Annotated in this window: 17 protein-coding genes; 4 read left to right on the top strand and 13 right to left on the bottom strand. The window is 68.6% G+C overall.

What is annotated here, in order from left to right:
- Positions 1 to 36 precede the first annotated feature (36 nt).
- From ACLBW1_RS12850 to ACLBW1_RS12825, 6 genes are all read right to left on the bottom strand, one after another.
- A complete protein-coding gene (locus ACLBW1_RS12850) occupies positions 37 to 1,284 on the bottom strand; it encodes a glycosyltransferase family 4 protein (protein ID WP_447812245.1) in 1,248 nt (415 codons plus the stop codon).
- Positions 1,285 to 1,764: 480 nt separating this feature from the next.
- On the bottom strand, positions 1,765 to 2,454 hold the full coding sequence (locus ACLBW1_RS12845) for a demethylmenaquinone methyltransferase (protein WP_447812244.1): 690 nt from the start codon (positions 2,452 to 2,454) through the stop codon (positions 1,765 to 1,767).
- Positions 2,455 to 2,522: 68 nt separating this feature from the next.
- Entirely contained in the window at positions 2,523 to 3,668 is a 1,146-nt protein-coding gene (locus ACLBW1_RS12840; RefSeq protein WP_447812243.1) for a glycosyltransferase family 4 protein, read from the bottom strand.
- Positions 3,669 to 3,750: 82 nt separating this feature from the next.
- A complete protein-coding gene (locus ACLBW1_RS12835) occupies positions 3,751 to 4,236 on the bottom strand; it encodes a hypothetical protein (RefSeq protein ID WP_447812242.1) in 486 nt (161 codons plus the stop codon).
- A gap of 72 nt (positions 4,237 to 4,308) precedes the next feature.
- Complete coding sequence (gene menD, locus ACLBW1_RS12830; protein ID WP_447812241.1) at positions 4,309 to 5,952, bottom strand: 2-succinyl-5-enolpyruvyl-6-hydroxy-3-cyclohexene-1-carboxylic-acid synthase; 1,644 nt, start codon at positions 5,950 to 5,952, stop codon at positions 4,309 to 4,311.
- Positions 5,953 to 6,131: 179 nt separating this feature from the next.
- The gene (locus ACLBW1_RS12825) at positions 6,132 to 6,917 is read right to left on the bottom strand and encodes an SDR family NAD(P)-dependent oxidoreductase (RefSeq protein WP_447812240.1); all 786 of its coding nucleotides are present in this window, start codon (positions 6,915 to 6,917) and stop codon (positions 6,132 to 6,134) included.
- Between the two features lie 85 nt (positions 6,918 to 7,002).
- Here ACLBW1_RS12825 and ACLBW1_RS12820 point away from each other — a divergent pair, with 85 nt between their 5' ends.
- Entirely contained in the window at positions 7,003 to 7,851 is an 849-nt protein-coding gene (locus tag ACLBW1_RS12820; protein ID WP_447812239.1) for a helix-turn-helix transcriptional regulator, read from the top strand.
- Between the two features lie 18 nt (positions 7,852 to 7,869).
- On the opposite strand, the gene ACLBW1_RS12815 is transcribed toward ACLBW1_RS12820, so the two are convergent.
- The 4 genes from ACLBW1_RS12815 to ACLBW1_RS12800 all read right to left on the bottom strand — a co-directional run bounded on the left by ACLBW1_RS12815 (position 7,870) and on the right by ACLBW1_RS12800 (position 9,931).
- Positions 7,870 to 8,505 (bottom strand): cytochrome b/b6 domain-containing protein, encoded by a 636-nt coding sequence (locus ACLBW1_RS12815; RefSeq protein ID WP_447812238.1) that lies wholly within the window; start codon positions 8,503 to 8,505, stop codon positions 7,870 to 7,872.
- The gene (locus tag ACLBW1_RS12810) at positions 8,477 to 9,178 is read right to left on the bottom strand and encodes a molybdopterin-dependent oxidoreductase (RefSeq protein ID WP_447812237.1); all 702 of its coding nucleotides are present in this window, start codon (positions 9,176 to 9,178) and stop codon (positions 8,477 to 8,479) included. The genes ACLBW1_RS12815 and ACLBW1_RS12810 overlap by 29 nt, the downstream gene beginning before the upstream one ends.
- Positions 9,179 to 9,184: 6 nt before the next feature.
- Complete coding sequence (locus ACLBW1_RS12805) at positions 9,185 to 9,376, bottom strand: hypothetical protein (RefSeq protein WP_447812236.1); 192 nt, start codon at positions 9,374 to 9,376, stop codon at positions 9,185 to 9,187.
- A 117-nt stretch (positions 9,377 to 9,493) separates the two neighbouring features.
- Positions 9,494 to 9,931 (bottom strand): MarR family winged helix-turn-helix transcriptional regulator, encoded by a 438-nt coding sequence (locus tag ACLBW1_RS12800; RefSeq protein WP_447812235.1) that lies wholly within the window; start codon positions 9,929 to 9,931, stop codon positions 9,494 to 9,496.
- Between the two features lie 78 nt (positions 9,932 to 10,009).
- On the opposite strand from ACLBW1_RS12800, the gene ACLBW1_RS12795 reads away from it, so the two are divergent.
- Entirely contained in the window at positions 10,010 to 11,152 is a 1,143-nt protein-coding gene (locus tag ACLBW1_RS12795; protein ID WP_447812956.1) for an AbrB family transcriptional regulator, read from the top strand.
- Positions 11,149 to 12,405 carry a saccharopine dehydrogenase family protein gene (locus ACLBW1_RS12790; protein ID WP_447812234.1) on the top strand — a complete coding sequence of 419 codons (1,257 nt, stop codon included), beginning with the start codon at positions 11,149 to 11,151 and terminating at the stop codon, positions 12,403 to 12,405. Before ACLBW1_RS12795 ends, ACLBW1_RS12790 begins: the two co-directional genes overlap by 4 nt.
- Positions 12,406 to 12,429: 24 nt before the next feature.
- Here the strand turns inward: ACLBW1_RS12790 and ACLBW1_RS12785 are convergent, their stop codons facing one another.
- The gene (locus ACLBW1_RS12785; RefSeq protein WP_447812233.1) at positions 12,430 to 13,950 is read right to left on the bottom strand and encodes a sugar transferase; all 1,521 of its coding nucleotides are present in this window, start codon (positions 13,948 to 13,950) and stop codon (positions 12,430 to 12,432) included.
- 132 nt (positions 13,951 to 14,082) lie between these two features.
- Positions 14,083 to 14,700, bottom strand: a complete 618-nt coding sequence (locus ACLBW1_RS12780; protein ID WP_447812232.1) for a PaaI family thioesterase — start codon at positions 14,698 to 14,700, stop codon at positions 14,083 to 14,085.
- A gap of 63 nt (positions 14,701 to 14,763) precedes the next feature.
- Here ACLBW1_RS12780 and ACLBW1_RS12775 point away from each other — a divergent pair, with 63 nt between their 5' ends.
- Positions 14,764 to 15,699, top strand: a complete 936-nt coding sequence (locus tag ACLBW1_RS12775; RefSeq protein WP_447812231.1) for a 1,4-dihydroxy-2-naphthoyl-CoA synthase — start codon at positions 14,764 to 14,766, stop codon at positions 15,697 to 15,699.
- A gap of 422 nt (positions 15,700 to 16,121) precedes the next feature.
- On the opposite strand, the gene ACLBW1_RS12770 is transcribed toward ACLBW1_RS12775, so the two are convergent.
- Positions 16,122 to 16,664, bottom strand: coding sequence for an arsenate reductase/protein-tyrosine-phosphatase family protein (locus tag ACLBW1_RS12770; protein WP_447812230.1), 543 nt, complete (start codon positions 16,662 to 16,664; stop codon positions 16,122 to 16,124).
- Positions 16,665 to 16,686: the final 22 nt, after the last annotated feature.

The following is a 16,686-nucleotide window of genomic DNA, read 5'->3' as shown; positions in this document are numbered from 1 at the left end:
GTGAGCTGCGGGGTCCGTCCGGGCGTCGCGTATCCGTCAGCGTTCTGACCGAAAAGCGCCATCTGCGTCGTCGTCCATATCCTGCAGAATCTCGGTGTAAAGCTGTGCGACACGTGCCTGCAGGGCATCCGAGCCGAACTCGCGACTTGCGGCTGCTTTCAGTTGTTCGGCCTCGGCCCACGCCCGACCGCGTTCTTCAAGCGCGGAAACAATTGCAGAAGCGAACGCTGCCGGGTCGTCAGCGACACACCAGATGTCGCCTCCGAAAGGTATTCCTTCGATCCCGCATGTCGTACTCACCAGGGGCACTCCCGACAGAATCGCGGAGGCAGACTTGAACTTGAGGCCGGCCCCGAGTTGCAGAGGCGCAACGCACAAAGATATTCCGGCGTAGGCGTCTGCCATATCTGCCAACCGTCCAGTCACATGAACTGACGGGTGAGCTTCGAGAAGAACATTCAAATCGTCCGGTGCTCCCGAGCCGGCAATGCGCAAAATCGCGTCGGGTCTCGCTCGCAGGACATCGGGCCAGATCGTTCCGACCAGGTAGCGCACAGCGTCCACATTCTCCGGTCGGGAGAGGGCGCCCTCGAACAGGACAACACACTTCTCGGCGGGCGAAACCGCGTAACTCGGAACCTCCGGAGGAATTATGTGACAAACAGCGTCTTCATGAATATCCGAGACCAGCAACTTGTCTTTCTCGCTGAACACCACTACATGATCGAGCTGTGAAAGGAGACGCCTTTCACGGCTGCGATGCATCTTTATTCTCGTGCGGCCCGCAGTGCATCTGTAAAAGACTCCCCTCCTCGCAACCTCGCGCTCGATTCGTTGCAGGACCACGTCGTGAACAACACCCACCACAGCAGCCCGTGGGTTCATGTTTCTGACAAGCGGCGCCAAACCGAAGTACTCCGTCCATTGGAGTTCTACGATTGACGCGCTTCTGACCGTGGACACGAAGTCGGGGTCGGAGCGGATGCCATGAACGAATCCTCGGTCGAGAGAAATCAGACTCAGCCCACGCAGTCGCGTCTGAACAAAATCGCCCACGAGCGTCTGAGTCCAACGAGCTCGCGGAATGATACGAGACTCGAATGGCTCATTCCGATTCGCCTTGGCCGCGTCAGGGCTCACATGAAAACCATCGGCGAAGGCGATCACCGACAAAATTTTGCTTGTCGCCAGCGAAAAGCGATAGTAGTAAAGACCTCCGGCGGTCTCCAGGCGTGATGATGGCAAGTACATGCCCACAGTCGCCAGGGTTCTCTTGCGATTCATGATCCGTCACGACCGGACCGTCGTCGACTTCTGCTGATGCGAACGGCGTCGTCGATGATGTCCCGTAAAGCCTCAGACCGCTTCTCGCAATTCAGATGATCGTCCGCGCGCTCAGAACCTTCCAGCAAGTCCGTGACACCCCCGACATCCGTCCCAGCGACAGGCGGAAGATTACCAACAATCCGGACGTCGGCGTCGAGATCATCTGCACGACCCCTCAGCGTCTGTTTCTCGCCCGGAACCGACAACGTCGAGTCCCCAGTGGGATACCGCTATCACTCTGATCAGAAGGTCATCACCTTTTCCCGGCGCCTCCCTGCCAACGTGAAGAAGCCGGCGCCCTACGTCGTCTCTGAACGGGACTGTGAGAACAACCGATCGGGCCTTCGGCACGGTCGGCGGTGGTTGTGGCACGGTCGGCGAAGGATATCGGCACGGTCGGCGGAAGGTTGTGGCACGGTCGCGGCGTTGGCTGGAGCGCTACTTGACGGCGCGGTGGAGCGCGGCGATGCCGCCGGTGAGGTTGCGCCAGCGGACACTGCCGAAGCCGGCGGTCTCGATCTTGGCCGCGAGACCCGCCTGATCGGGCCAGGCACGAATCGACTCGGCGAGGTAGACGTACGCCTCGGGGTTGCTCGACACCTTCGTCGCGACCGACGGCAGCGCCTTCATCAGGTACTCCATGTACACGGTGCGCAACGGCGCGAACACCGGCGTCGAGAACTCGCAGATCACCAGTCGCCCAGCGGGTTTGAGCACGCGATACAGCTCGGCGAGTGCCGTGTCGACCGATGCGACGTTGCGTAGACCGAAGGAGATGGTGGCCGCGTCGAAGCTCTCGTCAGCGAACGGGAGCGTCAGGGCGTCGGCCGCGACCTTGGGCACCGGCCGCTTGTGTCCGGCCTTGAGCATCCCCAGCGAGAAGTCGGCGGCGATGCAGTGCGCACCCGACTGGGCCAGTTCCTCGGTCGAGACGGCGGTTCCGGCGGCGAGGTCGAGCACGACATCACCCGGACCGAGACCCAGCGCGTGGCGGGTCGCGGTGCGCCAGCCCCGGTCCTGCCCGAAGGAGAGCACGGTGTTGGTGATGTCGTAGCGACGCGCGACACCGTCGAACATCGCGGCGACGTCGGCGGGTGCTTTGTCGAGGCCGGCGCGGATCGTGGTCATGCGGCCAACGTTACGTGCCCGCCCCACCCGCCCGCACCGAGAGCCCCGACACAGGTCAGCGCACCCGATCAGGCAGAACGACGCACACCGAGGCTGCCCGCGCGCCCGAGGACGGCGTCGTAATGGCCGAGGAGCTGATCGCAGATCGACGGCCACGTCTTGCCCGCGACACCGCGTCGAGCGGCGGCACCGAACTCGGCGTTGATCGCCGGATCGACGAGGGTGTCGACGGCGCCGGGCAGCCGCTCACCGAAGGTCGGGACGTCCAGCAGGTACCCGGTGCGGAAGTTCGCGATGAGGTCCTTCGGGCCACCGGCGTCGGGGCCGATCACCGGGATACCGCTGGCCTGCGCCTCCTGCACCGCCTGGCAGAAGGTCTCGTGCTCGCCGGGGTGCACGAACACGTCCATGCTGGCGTAGGCCCGTGCGAGTTCGAGGCCGCCGAGTTCGCCGGTGAACACCGCGTCGGGCATCAGCTTCTCGAGGCGCGCCCGCTCGGGTCCCCCGCCGACGATGACGAGTTGTCGATCGCGGCGACCCGAGAGCACCGCGAGGCGCTCGACGTGCTTCTCCGGGGCCAGTCGACCCACGAACCCGACGATCGGCACGCCGTTCGGGCTCCACTGCGCGCGCAGCTCGTGGTCGCGGCGATCGGGATGGAAGCGTTCGGCGTCGACCCCACGACCCCAACGGAACACACGCGGGACACCGTGGTCCTGAAGCGCTTTCACCGACACCGTCGACGGCGCGAGGGTGCGATCGCAGGCGGCGTGCAGTCGGCGGGTCCACGACCAGGCGGCGCGCGTCCCGATCCCGATGCCGTAGCTAGCGGCGAATCCGGCGACGTCGGTCTGGAACACCGCGACCGTCGGCACGTCGAGACGGCGCGCGGCGTGGGCACCCGCGGCGCCGATCACGAACGGCGAGGCGAGGTGGACCACGTCGGGCGCGAAATCGGCCATCGCGCGGTACAGCGAGCGATGCGGCACACCCACCGGGAGGCTCGACACCTTCGGCACCATCAGTGACGGCACGAGATGCACCGGCACACCGTCGATCTCGCGGGGCGCCGCCGGCAACCCGCGCGGGGTGTCGGGGGCGAAGATCATCGCCTCGTGCCCGTGAGCCGTGAGGTGCTCGCAGACGCGGAGCACCGAGTTCACGACACCGTTCATGTTGGGCAGGAAGCTCTCTGCCACTATCGCCACTCGCACGCACCCAGTGTGTGTAGCGCACCTGTCTGCCACGGCACCTCGACGTGACACGGCCCGGAATGCCGCGTGAACGCTCGGCGGGTCAGTTCACCCGGTGTTCGTCACCTGCACGCACGGTGTCCGGCGTGGACGTGGTGCCGTCGATCGCGCGCCCGCGCCTGCGGGTCACCTCGGCGAGGCTCACCATCACGACCACGATGAGCAGCCAGGTGTATCCCGCGATCGACACCGCGGGGATGATCGCGAGGCTCGCATCGCGACCGGCGACGCGCACGAGATCGGGGTTCGTGCTGTCGTACTCGACGCTGATCCGTTGTCCGGCGGTCAGTTCCGTCGGATAGAAGATGCCGAGGCGGGGGCTGCGGAGTTCGCCGCTCTCGGTGTAGAACCGGACCGTCGATTTCGTGGCGCCCGCGGTGACGACGTCGGCGGTGGCGGTCGCGCGGTGGGCGTCGATCGAGGCGTCATCGCGGTAACACCCGGCCACCACCACGATCATCATCACCGTCACGATCGCGCCGATCAGCAGCAGCGTGATCTGCGTGCGTCGCAGGGCGGTGGCGGACATGCGGGCCAGACTACCGACGGGCTCCACCACCGACGCGCAGGTGCGCGACGGCCACCCACACGACAGTCTCGGTCACAGGCCGGCGCCGATGGCCGCGTGGAGGTCGCGCAGCCGGTCGCGGTCGGTCGCCACCTCGATCACCCGGACCCCACCCTCGGTCGACGACGCGAGCGCAGCGGGGAGCTCGGCCACCGACACCCTGCGGTGGGGCACCGAGAACCCGGCGCACACCGCGGCGATGTCGGTGCGGTGCGGGGTGCCGAAGACGCGTTCGAAGGCGCCGTCGTATTCGGGTCCGCTGAACCGACGCTCGCCCTGCTCGAGCAGCGCGAAGATGCCGCCGCCGTCGTCGTTGGCGACGACGATCGTGAGGTCGCGCGGGCGGGGTTCGGCCGGTCCGATCAGCAGGCCGGTCGCGTCGTGGACGAAGGTGAGGTCGCCCATGAACGCGACGGTGCGCCGATGGTCGGCGCTGAGCGCGGCACCGATGGCGGTCGAGACGGTGCCGTCGATGCCGGCCACACCCCGGTTCGACAGCACCCGCACCTCCGGCGACACCCGGCCCGCCAGGGCGACGTCGCGGATCGGGTTCGATGCCCCGACCACGAGCTGCTCACCCGGGTGCATCGCGGCGCTGACGACACGCGCGACGTGCAGGCCGGTCACGGGGCCGGGTCGGTCGAGTTCGGCGTCGACGGAGCCGACCGCGCGCTGGTGGGCGTCGGCGCAGTCCTTCAACCACTGCTCCGACGGCGTGCCCGACACCTCCGCGCGGGTACCGGTCGCAAGCACGTTGCCCGAGACGTCGGGCCAGCGCGGTCCGGTGGTCAGCGCGTAGACCCGCACCTGCGGATCGGCCAGCAGTCGCGACACCCCGCGGTGCAGGGTCGGCCGACCGCAGATGATCGCCTGCGTGGGACGCACCAGACCCAGGGCCAGCGGGTGCAGGGCGGTCTCGGGCGCCGGCGCGGTCGGTTCGGCGACCGTCGGGATGCCGGCGAGCTCGGGTCGCACTCCCGCGCCGTGTCCCGAGACGACGACGGTCGGCTCGGTGAGATCGATGTCGATGGGGACGTCGAGGCGACCGACCGCGGCCATGGTCCACGGCGCGCCGTTGTCGCGGCCGGCGAAACCCTCTAGCGGGTCACCCGGCCCGACACCCGCTTCGGGGACCAACGGCTCGCGCAGCGGGATGTCGAACTGCACCGGCCCGGGGTTGCCGGTGCGTGCGCCGCGGGCGGCGGCCAGCGCGCGCCCCACTCCCGAACGCCACTGGCTGTTGGTGTCGAGATCCTGCTCGGCGAGCCCGAGGCTGATGGCCAGCCGGACCTGCGTGCCAAAGATGCCGAACTGCTCGATGGTCTGGTTCGCGCCCGATCCGAGCAGCTCATACGGCCGGTTCGCGCTCACCACCACCAGCGGGACGCGCGCGTAGTTGGCCTCGAAGACCGCCGGGCTCACGTTGGCGACGGCGGTGCCGCTGGTCATCACGATCGGCACCGGCTGCCCCGACGCGACGGCGAGCCCCAGCGCGAGGAACCCTGCGGTGCGCTCGTCGATCCGGACATGCAGCCGGATGCGGCCCGCGGTGTCGGCGGCGTGCAGGGCGAAGGCGAGCGGCGCGTTGCGCGATCCCGGACACAGCACCGCCTCGCGCACGCCGCCCCGGATCATCTCGTCGACGATCACTCGGGCCTGCACGGTGGACGGGTTCATCACTCCAGGTTAACGACAGATCACCGGTGGTCGACGCGATGTGCCCCACACCCCACCCCCGCCGGTTGGGCCGTCGTTCCCGCCGGTTGGGCCGTCGTTCCCGCCGGTTGGGCCGTTGTTCCCGCCCAGTTGGGCCGTTGTTCCCGCCAGTTGGGCACGACGTGGCTTCCGCCGCGCCGTCAGGCCCCGCCGCCGCCGTCGACCGGCAGGATCGCGCCGGTGACCATCGAGGCGCGATCGCTGAGCAACCACGCCGCGGCCTCGGCGACCTCGCGGGGTCGGGCCATCCGGCCCATCGGGGCCGCCGCGATCGTCGCGTCGATCACGCCCGGCGACCGCGCGTCCCAGTCGAGCATCATCTCGGTGGTGGTGCCGCCGGGGGTGATGCCGTTGACACGGATGCCCTCCGGAGCCCAACTGACCGCGGCCGATTCGGTGATGCTGTTCAGCGCACGCTTCATGGCGCCGTAAGCCGGGAGCATGGGGTTGGCGCGGCGGCTGCCGACACTCGAGGTGTTCACGATCGCGCCGCCGCCACCGCCGGTGCGCATCAGGGCGACCTCGGCGGTCATCGCCACCCAGTGCGCCCGGAAGTTCACGGCGAACTGGTCGTCGATGTCGCTGTCGCTGGTGGCCTCGAGGGGACCGGGCTGCTGCACGATGCCGCCGTTGTTGAACGCGCCGTCGAGCCGTCCGTGCAGGTCGGCAACGCGTCCGACCGCTGAGCGGATACTCGCGGCGTCGGCGAGGTCCACGGTCACCGCGTCGGCGACACCCCCGGTGGCCCGGATCTCGGCGACGATGCGGTCGAGTGCGTCGGTGCTGCGGGCGGCGAGGACGACCGACGCCCCCTCCGCGGCGAAGAGGTGGGCGGCCGCCGCACCGATGCCGCGGCTCGCGCCGGTGATGAAGATGACCTTGCCGGCCAGGAGTCCGATGGGTGCGCTGTCGTGTGAGTTCGTCATGACACGAGCCTGCGGCGGCGACCGTTTTCTAGTCAGGCACAGTCGGTACTACCCTCCGCCGACGGTCGGCGCGCACACTCGGAGCATGGACAAGCAGCAGTTGGGCGCCTTCCTCCGCAGTCGGCGCGAACGCCTCCGACCCGCCGACGTCGGCCTGCCGTCGGGTCCACGGCGACGCACGCCGGGGCTGCGGCGCGAGGAGATCGCCGTCCTCGCACACATCTCCACCGAGTACTACGTGCGGCTCGAACAGGGCCGGGCCCCACGCCCGTCGGCAGACGTCCTCGCCGGGATCGTCGGAGCACTTCGGCTCACCGGTCCCGAGTCCGACCACCTCCATCTCCTCGCCGGCACCGCACCCAACCGATCGGGCCTGCACTCCCGACAGGTCCGCCCGAGCATTGTCGAACTGCTGCACCGCATTCCGGCGACCGCCGGGTTCGTGATGTCCGCGGCGTTCGACGTCCTCGCCTGGAACGATCTCGCCGCGGCGTTGATGGAGGACTTCGGCGCCCGCGCCCCCGACGACCGGAACCTGGCCCGGCACGCCTTCCTGCCGGCGGTCCCCGAAGGCGAGGCGCTCTACGGCATCTCCGACGCCGCCGGATTCCGACAGAGCGCGGTGATGGAACTGCGCACCGCGTCGGCCCGCTATCCCGACGATCCCGCGATCCGAGCCCTCGTCGACGAACTACGCGACGGCAGTGAAGAATTCGCACATCTCTGGGACCGCAACGATGTGCAGCCACCGTCGATGCTGACCAAGACCTTCCGGCATCCCGTCGTCGGCGAGCTCACCCTCGACTGCGATGTGCTGCATCTCAATGACGGCGACCAGCACCTGGTGCTCTACACCGCGCCGGTCGGATCCGCCGCAGCCGAGAGCCTCGCATTCCTCGGAGCGCTCGGCGCAGATGGTGTCGCCGCCCGCTGATGCGGGCGTCTGCGCCCCCTAGGACTCGCGCGTCCTGCCGACGCCCATCTCCTCGGCCCAGGCGCCGTGCTCCTTGCGGGCCCAGCTCACCGAGACGCGACCGGTGCGCATGCCGCGACGCGCCTCGGGGTCCCCGAAGGCGAAGGCCATGTGCCCCAACACCAACAGGCCGACCCCGAAGGCGAACCAGTCGTGGGCGAAGGTGGCGCCCGTGCGGTAGGTCAGGCCCACCAGCGACGGGAAGTACATCAGCACGCCCGTCACGAACAGCACGATGATCGACCCCACCGACAGCGCACCGTTCAACTTCTGTCCGGCGTTGAACTTGCCGACCGGGATGGTGCCGTCGCGGCGGGTCTTCGACCGCAGCCACCGTCGATCGGTCGGCGCGAAGCGGTTCAGCCGACGCAGGTCGTCGCGATACGACGGCGACGCCAACCCGAGGAGGATCGGCACCGGCAGTGCGAAACCCGCGTACACGTGCAGGATCTCGACGATCTGGCGGTGACCGACGAGCACCGCCAACGACGACACGTACAGGATCGCCGCGGTCACCAGGCACACGATCATCAGCACCGCGACCGTGCGGTGCACCCACCGGGCGGTCGGACCGAAGCGGGCGACGTCAGTCGTCGATGGTGCCGTCGAGCTCATACCCGCGCCTTTCCCAGTAGCCGGGGATCTCCTCGGTCGTCAGCTCGATGCCCGACAACCACTTCGTGCTCTTGTAGCCGTACTCCCCGCCGACGTACATGCGCACCGGCCCGCCGTGATCGTGTGTGACCGGGGCGTCGAGCATCCGCAGCGCGACGATCACGCGGTCGCCCCGGGCTCTCTCCAGCGGCAGGCTCTCGGTGTAGGTCCCGTCGAACGATCGGAATCGCACCGCCCGCGCGGTGCCCTTAGGATCCGCGCGGTCGAGCAGCGTCGACAGCCGCACCCCACTCCACGCGACTCCCGCCACGGTCCAGCCGGTCACACAGTGGAAGGTCTCGGTGAACGACGTCTGCGGCAGCTGCGCCAGTTGCGCCATCGTGTACTCCGCGGGCGCCGCGACCTCGCCGCCCACGGTCAGCCGGTAGTCGGTTGCCGCTTTCTGGTCCACCGATCCGACGACGGAGTAGTAGCGGAAGTTGTCGCCCAGCGGCAGGAGCGCGATGAGACCTGTGGGGTCGCGGACCTGCACCGGCGCAAGCAGTTTCGACAAGCCGCCCTGTGCCGCAGGGCCGGCGACGATGCCCAGTCCGCCGAGCCCGATCAACCCGAGCACCACGCGCCGACCGACCGGGGTGCCGGTGACGCGGGTGTCGTGATCGGGCGATTCCACGAGGTGCTACCGGAGCTTGCCGCGCACGCCGACCACGACGAGCGCGAGCCCGACGATCGCGATGATCGGCCCGAGCACCGACCACGTCACGGTGTTGCTCATGGCGCTGCCCTCGAGCACCCCGAAACCCTGCAGCGCGAAGACGAGTCCGAACAGTGTGAGGACCACTCCGACGACGGCGACGATGGGTTTGCGCATGTGCGCCAGGGTACGCGGGGGCCACGTCGGCCCAACCGATTCACATTGCGGCCCATTCGGCGTAAACGACGGCCCAGCTGGCGGAAACGACGGCCCACCTGGCGGGGTGGGGTCGGGTCAGCGACCGCGCTCGGTGGCGAGACGTTCGAAGAGGGGGACGCAGAGCATCATCAGGCCGCGCTCGGTGTCGTCGAAGTTGTCGGCGAACGACCGCGCGAGCCAGGCGTCGCGTTGGGCGCGGTCGTCGAGGATGAGTGCACGCCCCGCCTCGGTGAGTTCCACGAGCTGTCGCCTGCGGTCGTCGGGGTCGGTGCGGCGGACGATGAGGCCGGCGTCGTCGAGCTTGTTCATGCTCACCGTCAGCGACTGGACGCGGACGTGCATGCGGTCGGCGAGTTCGGCGACGGTGGTGGTCCCCGATCGGTCGAGGTAGCCCAGCACGGTGATCTGCGTGAGCGGCAGACCGTGGTCGGGTCGATGGGTTCGCGCGGCGCGGGCGACGGACATGATCGCCTCCCGAAGACGGGTCGCCTCGGCGACGTCGATCGTGGTCATGGCAAGAGAATAGTTCACATTCACTCGATGTTCACCGGTTTACATCAGGGTATTAGCAAGCCTAGTCTTGGTTTCATGATGCGGCGCTGGCTGGGACTGATCGTGGTGACGGCAGCGGCGACCGCTGTCCTCGATCAACTCTCGGTCCCGTCGGCGGCGCTCTTCGCGGGTCTCGTGGTGGCCGCCGCACTCGCCCTCGCCGGCCTCGCCCCACGCGAGCGCACCTCGACGACCGTGAGCGGCACACAGAAGAAGCCGCCACTCCCCCGCCCGATCGGCATCGCCGGACAGGGCGTGCTCGGCGTCTACATCGGCACGATGGTGCAACCGAGCGTGCTGGCCGGTCTCGCCGACTCGTGGCTCCCGGTGATCGTGATCGCGCTGGGCACGCTCGTGCTGTCGGTCGCGGGTGGGGCGCTGCTCGGCCTGCACCGGCGCGTCGACCCGCTCACCGGCTCACTGGCCCTGGTGGCGGGCGGGGCATCCGGACTGGTCGCGCTCACCCGCGAACTCGGCGGCGACGAGCGGATGGTCGCGGTGGTCCAGTACGTGCGCGTGGGTCTGGTGACGGTCAGCCTGCCGATCGTGGCGACCACCGTGTTCGGAGCGCACACCGGATCGGCGACGTCCACGCAGTCGGCGTCGACCGGCGATCAGCTGTGGGGACTGCTCCTGGGCGCGGGCGCGATGGCCGTCGGCATCAGCGTCGGTCGCCTCATCCGACTCCCGGCCGCCGGGCTGCTCGGGCCGCTCATCGTGACCGTCGTCGCCGAACTGACCGGTGTCGCGGGTGATGCGGCGGTCCCGGTGCTGCTGGTGACGGCTGGATACGCCGTCATCGGCTGGCAGGCCGGACTCGGCTTCACCCAGGACAGCCTGCGCGCGATCGGTCGGGTGCTCCCGTTCGCCGTGCTGCTCATCGTCCTCATCGGTGTCGGCAGCGCGGGACTCGGTGTGGCACTCAGCGTCTGGACCGGCGAGTCGATGTTCGACGGCTACCTCGCGACCACACCGGGCGGCATCTACGCGGTGCTGGCGGCGGCCGCGGCGTCCGGTTCGAACATCACCTTCGTGCTGGCCTCGCAGATCGTGCGCGTGCTCCTGATGCTGTTCGTCGCGCCGTTCGCGGCGCGGGGCTACAACCGTTGGCGCTCACGACGAGCAGTGCACCCCGAGCCGGTGTCGTCCGCCGACGAGCCGGTCTACCCTCGGGTGTCATGACCGATTCCACTCGTGAGTTCGATGTCGTCGTGTTCGGGGCCACCGGGTTCGTCGGCATCCTCACCGCCGACTACCTGGCCAGACATGCCCCCGCGGGCACCCGCATCGCGTTGGCCGGCCGCAGCGAGACGAAGTTGGCGTCCACGCGGCGGACGCTGCCCGCCTCGGCGCACGACTGGCCGTTGATCGTCGCCGACGCCGATTCCGCGTCGTCGCTCGACGCGATGGCCGCACGCACCCGGGTGGTCTGCACCACCGTCGGGCCCTACCTGAAGTACGGCGAGCTGGTGCTCGCGGCCACGGTCAACGCCGGCTCCGATTACGTCGATCTCACCGGCGAGGTCCCGTTCGTGCGGTACTCCATCGACAAGTTCGGTGAGCAGGCAGAGGCGAACGGTGCGCGCATCGTGCACTCGTGCGGGTTCGATTCGGTGCCGTCCGACATCGGCGTCTACCTGCTCCACAAGGCCGTGACGGAGGCGGGCGAAGGCGAACTCACCAACACCACGCTGGTGGTCAGCTCGTTCGCGGGCGGCGTCTCCGGCGGCACCGTCGACTCCATGCGCGTCATCGCGACCGAGGCCCGCAACCCCGAGACCCGACGCATCCTGCTCGATCCGTACGCGCTGTCGACCGGTCCGGGTGAGCACCGGTTGCGCACCGCGGTCAAGCAGCCCAGCGACGCGATGATCGTGAAGGGGTCGAGCATCGACCCGTCGATCAAGGGCACGTTGGCGCCGTTCGTGATGGCTGCGCATAACACCCGCATCGTGCGCCGCACCAACGCCCTGCTGGACAACGCCTACGGCGCGCAGTTCCGCTACGGCGAGGCGATGGCCGTCGGCCGCAACCCGGTGCTGTCGACCGCCACGGCGGGTCTGGTCAGCGTCGGTCTCGGCGGGTTCCTCGGGCTGATGGCGATGGGGCCGACCCGTAAGGTGCTCGACCGCATCCTCCCCAAGGCGGGCGACGGACCGAGTGAGAAGACCCGCGAGAACGGCCATTTCACCGTCGACGTGTACACCCGCACCACCACCGGCAAGCGGTTCTCCTCGCGTGTGAAGGCCAAGGGCGACCCCGGCTACAAGGCGACCGCGGTGATGCTCGGCGAGAGCGCGCTCACCCTCGCCCTCGACCGCGACAAGCTGCCCAACCGCACCGGCGTGCTCACCCCCGCCGCGGCGATGGGCGACGCGCTCGTCGACCGACTCCGCGACGCGGGTCTCACCCTCACCGCCGGACCCCTCGACTGACGGTGAGTGTGATCGCGCGGTCGATCAGTAGGCTCCCGACCGACTGATCACCGCGCGGATCGTGCGCCACACGATCATCGCGTCGGTCATGGCCGACCAGTTCTCCACATAGTGGAGGTCGAGGCGCACCGACTCCTCCCACGACAGGTCCGATCGGCCCGACACCTGCCACAGCCCGGTGATGCCCGGCTTCACCAGCATGCGGCGACGCACCGGCCCCTCGTAGCGCTCCACCTCGGCGGGCAGCGGCGGTCGCGGACCCACCAGGCTCATCGAGCCGCCCAGCACGTTGAACAGCTGTGGCAGTTCGTCGAGGCTGAAGCGACGGATCACCTTGCCGACGCGGGTCACCCGCGGGTCGTCGCGGATCTTGAACAGCAGACCCTCGCCCTCGTTGAGCACCGAGAGGTCGGCCAGCCGGGTGTCGGCGCCGATCTCCATCGACCGGAACTTCCACATGCGGAACGGCACGTTGTTGATGCCGATGCGGTCGGCCTTGTAGAACACCGGACCGCGCGAGTCGAGCTTCACCGCGACCGCGCACGCCAGCATCACCGGCGCGGCGAGCACCAGGGCCGTGAGAGCGCCCAGCCGGTCGACGACGACTTTCGCCAGCCGGTTCGCGCCGTGATAGTTCGGCTTGTCGATGTGCAGCAGCGGCAACCCCGCGACGGGCCGCACCAGCATTCGCGGTCCGGCGACGTCCATCACGCCCGGGTCGACCAGCATGTCGACGTGGAGACCCTCGAGCTCCCACGACAGTTCGCGCATCGCCGAGTGACCGAGCACCTCGGCCGAGGTGACCGCGACGGTGGTGGCGCGTGACTCCATCACCGCGCGGCGCACGTCGGTGAACTCACCGAGCACCGGCACCGTGCGTCCGTCGACGTCGATCGATGCGAACCGCGGCGCCTCGTCGGGCGACATGCACACACCGACCACCTCGAACCCCAACGACGGGTTGCGGTCGAGGTGGGCGATCAGCGGCCGCGCCGAGATCTCGCTGCCCACCACCACCACGTGGCTCATGCACTTGTGGTGCCGGCGCTCGTGCATGAGGGCGACGCGCAGCAGGAGATGCGTCAGAAGCAGCAGGCAGGTGCCGAGCGGGAAGGCGATGGCGATGAACCCGCGGGCGATGTTGAGCTTGAACAGCAGGTCGATGATCGCCAACACCCCGAACACCAGGGTGCTGGCCTTGATCACCCGACTGAACTCCGCGGGACCGGAGCCGAGGATGCGGACGTCGGCGACCCGGCACACGTTGAGGGTGGCGATCCACAGGACGCTCAGCAGTCCCGACACCATCATCACCGGCGCCTGGGTCGTCGCGACGGGCACGGTCGGGTTCATCCCGAAGCGGATCACCTGCGCGGCGACCACCGCGATCACCACGACCACGGCGTCGGCCCACAGCAACCGGGTGCGGTGACGATCGGCCCACGTCGTCATGTGTTCGCGGGTCTGCATCCGCTCGCGGGAGCCGATGCCCCCGATGCGCGCGGTCGACCGCGCTCTCTCGCCCGCCTTCATGTCCGACGTCAAGTAACTCCCCCCAGACATTCGCCCCGCGCGTATCGCTCGTCCTACGCAACTCAGACATGACGATATTTCACCGATGTCCCCATGTCGCGGTGAAGCATGTCGATTCCCCCGTTCGGAGGACCGCGACGAGTTCTAGGGCTGTCCGGGGTTCAGGGCGATGAACAGGCCGTCGGCCTCGGCGCAGAGTCGGTCACCGTCGTGCATCTGGGCGGCGACGAAGATCTTGCGGCCGTCGACCTTCGTCACCTGTGTCGCCACCGTGAGGTCGGTGTAGAGCGGGGTGATCGACCGGTAGTTGACCGTGAGATAGGCGGTGCGGGTGACCTTTCCGGTCGCCAGCGCACCGGTCATGCCGAGGAGGTCGTCGAAGGCGGTGCCGATGTAGCCGCCGTGTGCGGCGTTGTTGCCGCCGAGGTGGAATCGCGTGAAGCGCAGTGTCGCTTCGACTCCCGTGGCGTCAGCCCGCTTCACCAGATACGGCGGCAGCGTGATGTTGCCGCGGGCCGGCAGGTCGATCCGTGTGCCCGAGGGCGAGTTCCACTCGTCGATGGCCACGGCCTCGAGTTTGGCGTTGATCGCCGCGAGCTCGTCGATCAGTTCGTCGACCAGTTCCTCGGTCGGCATGGCTGCGCGCACGCGGTCCATGAACAGTCGCGCCGACTCCACGAACTCGCCGTAGCGGGGTCCGCCCTTGTCGACACTGATCGCCATGTCGGTGCGGAAGCCGCCCTCGTGCTGGTCATCGGTCATGGCCGCAACGTTATCGACCCAGGTGAGCGGCCCGGACACGGCCCACCGTTACGCTCGGAACCCATGAGCGACGACGCCGTGAACCCCTTCCGCCCCGAGCACTGGACCCCCGTCGACGGGTTCAGCGACCTCACCGACATCACCTATCACCGCCATGTCGGTGCGGGGCGCGAGAACGGCATCGTGCGAATCGCTTTCGACCGACCCGAGGTGCGCAACGCGTTCCGGCCGCATTCGGTCGACGAGCTGTACGGCACCCTCGATCACGCCCGCCGCAGCCCCGACGTGGGCACCATCCTGCTCACCGGCAACGGCCCGAGCGAGAAAGACGGCGGCTGGGCGTTCTGCAGCGGCGGCGACCAGCGGATCCGCGGTCGGTCGGGGTATCAGTACGCCGGCGGCGAGACCACCGACACCGTCGACACCGCGCGTGTGCAGGCCGAGGGCGGCCGGTTGCACATCCTGGAGGTGCAGCGACTGATCCGCACCATGCCGAAAGTCGTCATCGCGGTGGTCAACGGCTGGGCCGCGGGCGGCGGGCATTCGCTGCACGTGGTGTGCGACCTCACCATCGCCTCGCGTCAGCACGCGCGGTTCAAGCAGACCGACGCCGACGTCGGGTCGTTCGACGCCGGGTACGGCAGTGCCTACCTCGCCAAGCAGGTCGGCCAGAAGTTCGCGCGTGAGATCTTCTTCCTCGGCCGCGCCTACGACGCCGAGACGATGCAGCGCATGGGGGCCGTCAACGAGGTCGTCGATCACGCTGATCTCGAGGACACCGCCATCGAGTATGCCCGCGCGATCAACGCGAAATCCCCCACGGCACAGCGCATGTTGAAGTTCGCGTTCAACCTCACCGACGACGGGCTGATGGGTCAGCAGGTGTTCGCCGGCGAGGCCACCCGTCTGGCCTACATGACCGACGAGGCCGTAGAGGGCCGCGACGCCTTCCTCGAGAAGCGAGACCCCAACTGGGATCCGTTCCCCTACTACTACTGACCAGCCAGCGGTGCTGACTGTGCGGAAACGTTCGTCGAGTGTGCTCGCCACACGACGTGAGCCGACGACGAGACAACGCACACTCGGCGACCGGCTTCCGCACCGTCAGCGGTGGTCGAACGCGACCAGACACGCGAAATACACCAGCGTTCAGCAACATTCACCAGACTCAATCGACCACCGCTCGAACATCGCGAAATGGGGCGGCACCCGGGATGAACAACCCCGACGACGACCACTCCCCGAAGGGTGACCGCACCGACGTCCTGCGCGAGGCAGCGGATCGCGACTGCCGCTCACAGTCCGAACGAGACCACGACGCGTTCAAGGCGGTGCGCTTCGTGCGCCGACCGTGCCACACAGTGACGTCGAGCGTGCTCCGTACGAAGGCCAGGTGTGCGTTCGGACTGGCACGCTCGACGTCACTGTGTGGCACGGTCGGCGGAACGCAGCCACTCCGCCAACCGCTCGATCATCGGATCGAGGTCGGCGGCGAGGGCGTCGAAGGCGGCCGGGGGCTGGTTCATGGGGTCGGCGATGTCGAGGTCGTCGCGGTTGCGATCGGCGGCGATCTGCGGTGTGGCGGTGAGCGGCCCCCCGTCGGCGATATAGGCGTCGAGCTCACGCAGCGTCACCACCCGTCGCCACGACATCGGCACCACTGCCGTCGCGTGGTCGCGGTGCTCGCGCGACAGCCCGACGATGAGATCGGCCTCGGCCATCACCGGCGCGGTGAGGTAACGGGCCCGGAAATCGTCGGTCGGGAACCGCGATGCGATGCCGCGCTCGGTCAGCACCCGTTCGGTCTGCACGTGCATCGGGTAATCGGTGAGGGCGGCCGTACCGGCGCTCGCCACCGAGACGCCATCGACCCGGTCGGCCAGCAGGTACTGGGCCATCGGGGATCGGCAGATGTTGCCCGTGCAGACGAAGAGGATTCGGGTCGGGACCACCGGCGCGCTCATGCCCGCGACAGTAGCGGTCGCG

The sequence above is a fragment of the Williamsia sp. M5A3_1d genome (assembly GCF_053345315.1).
This window is presented reverse-complemented; position numbering and strand designations above follow the sequence as displayed.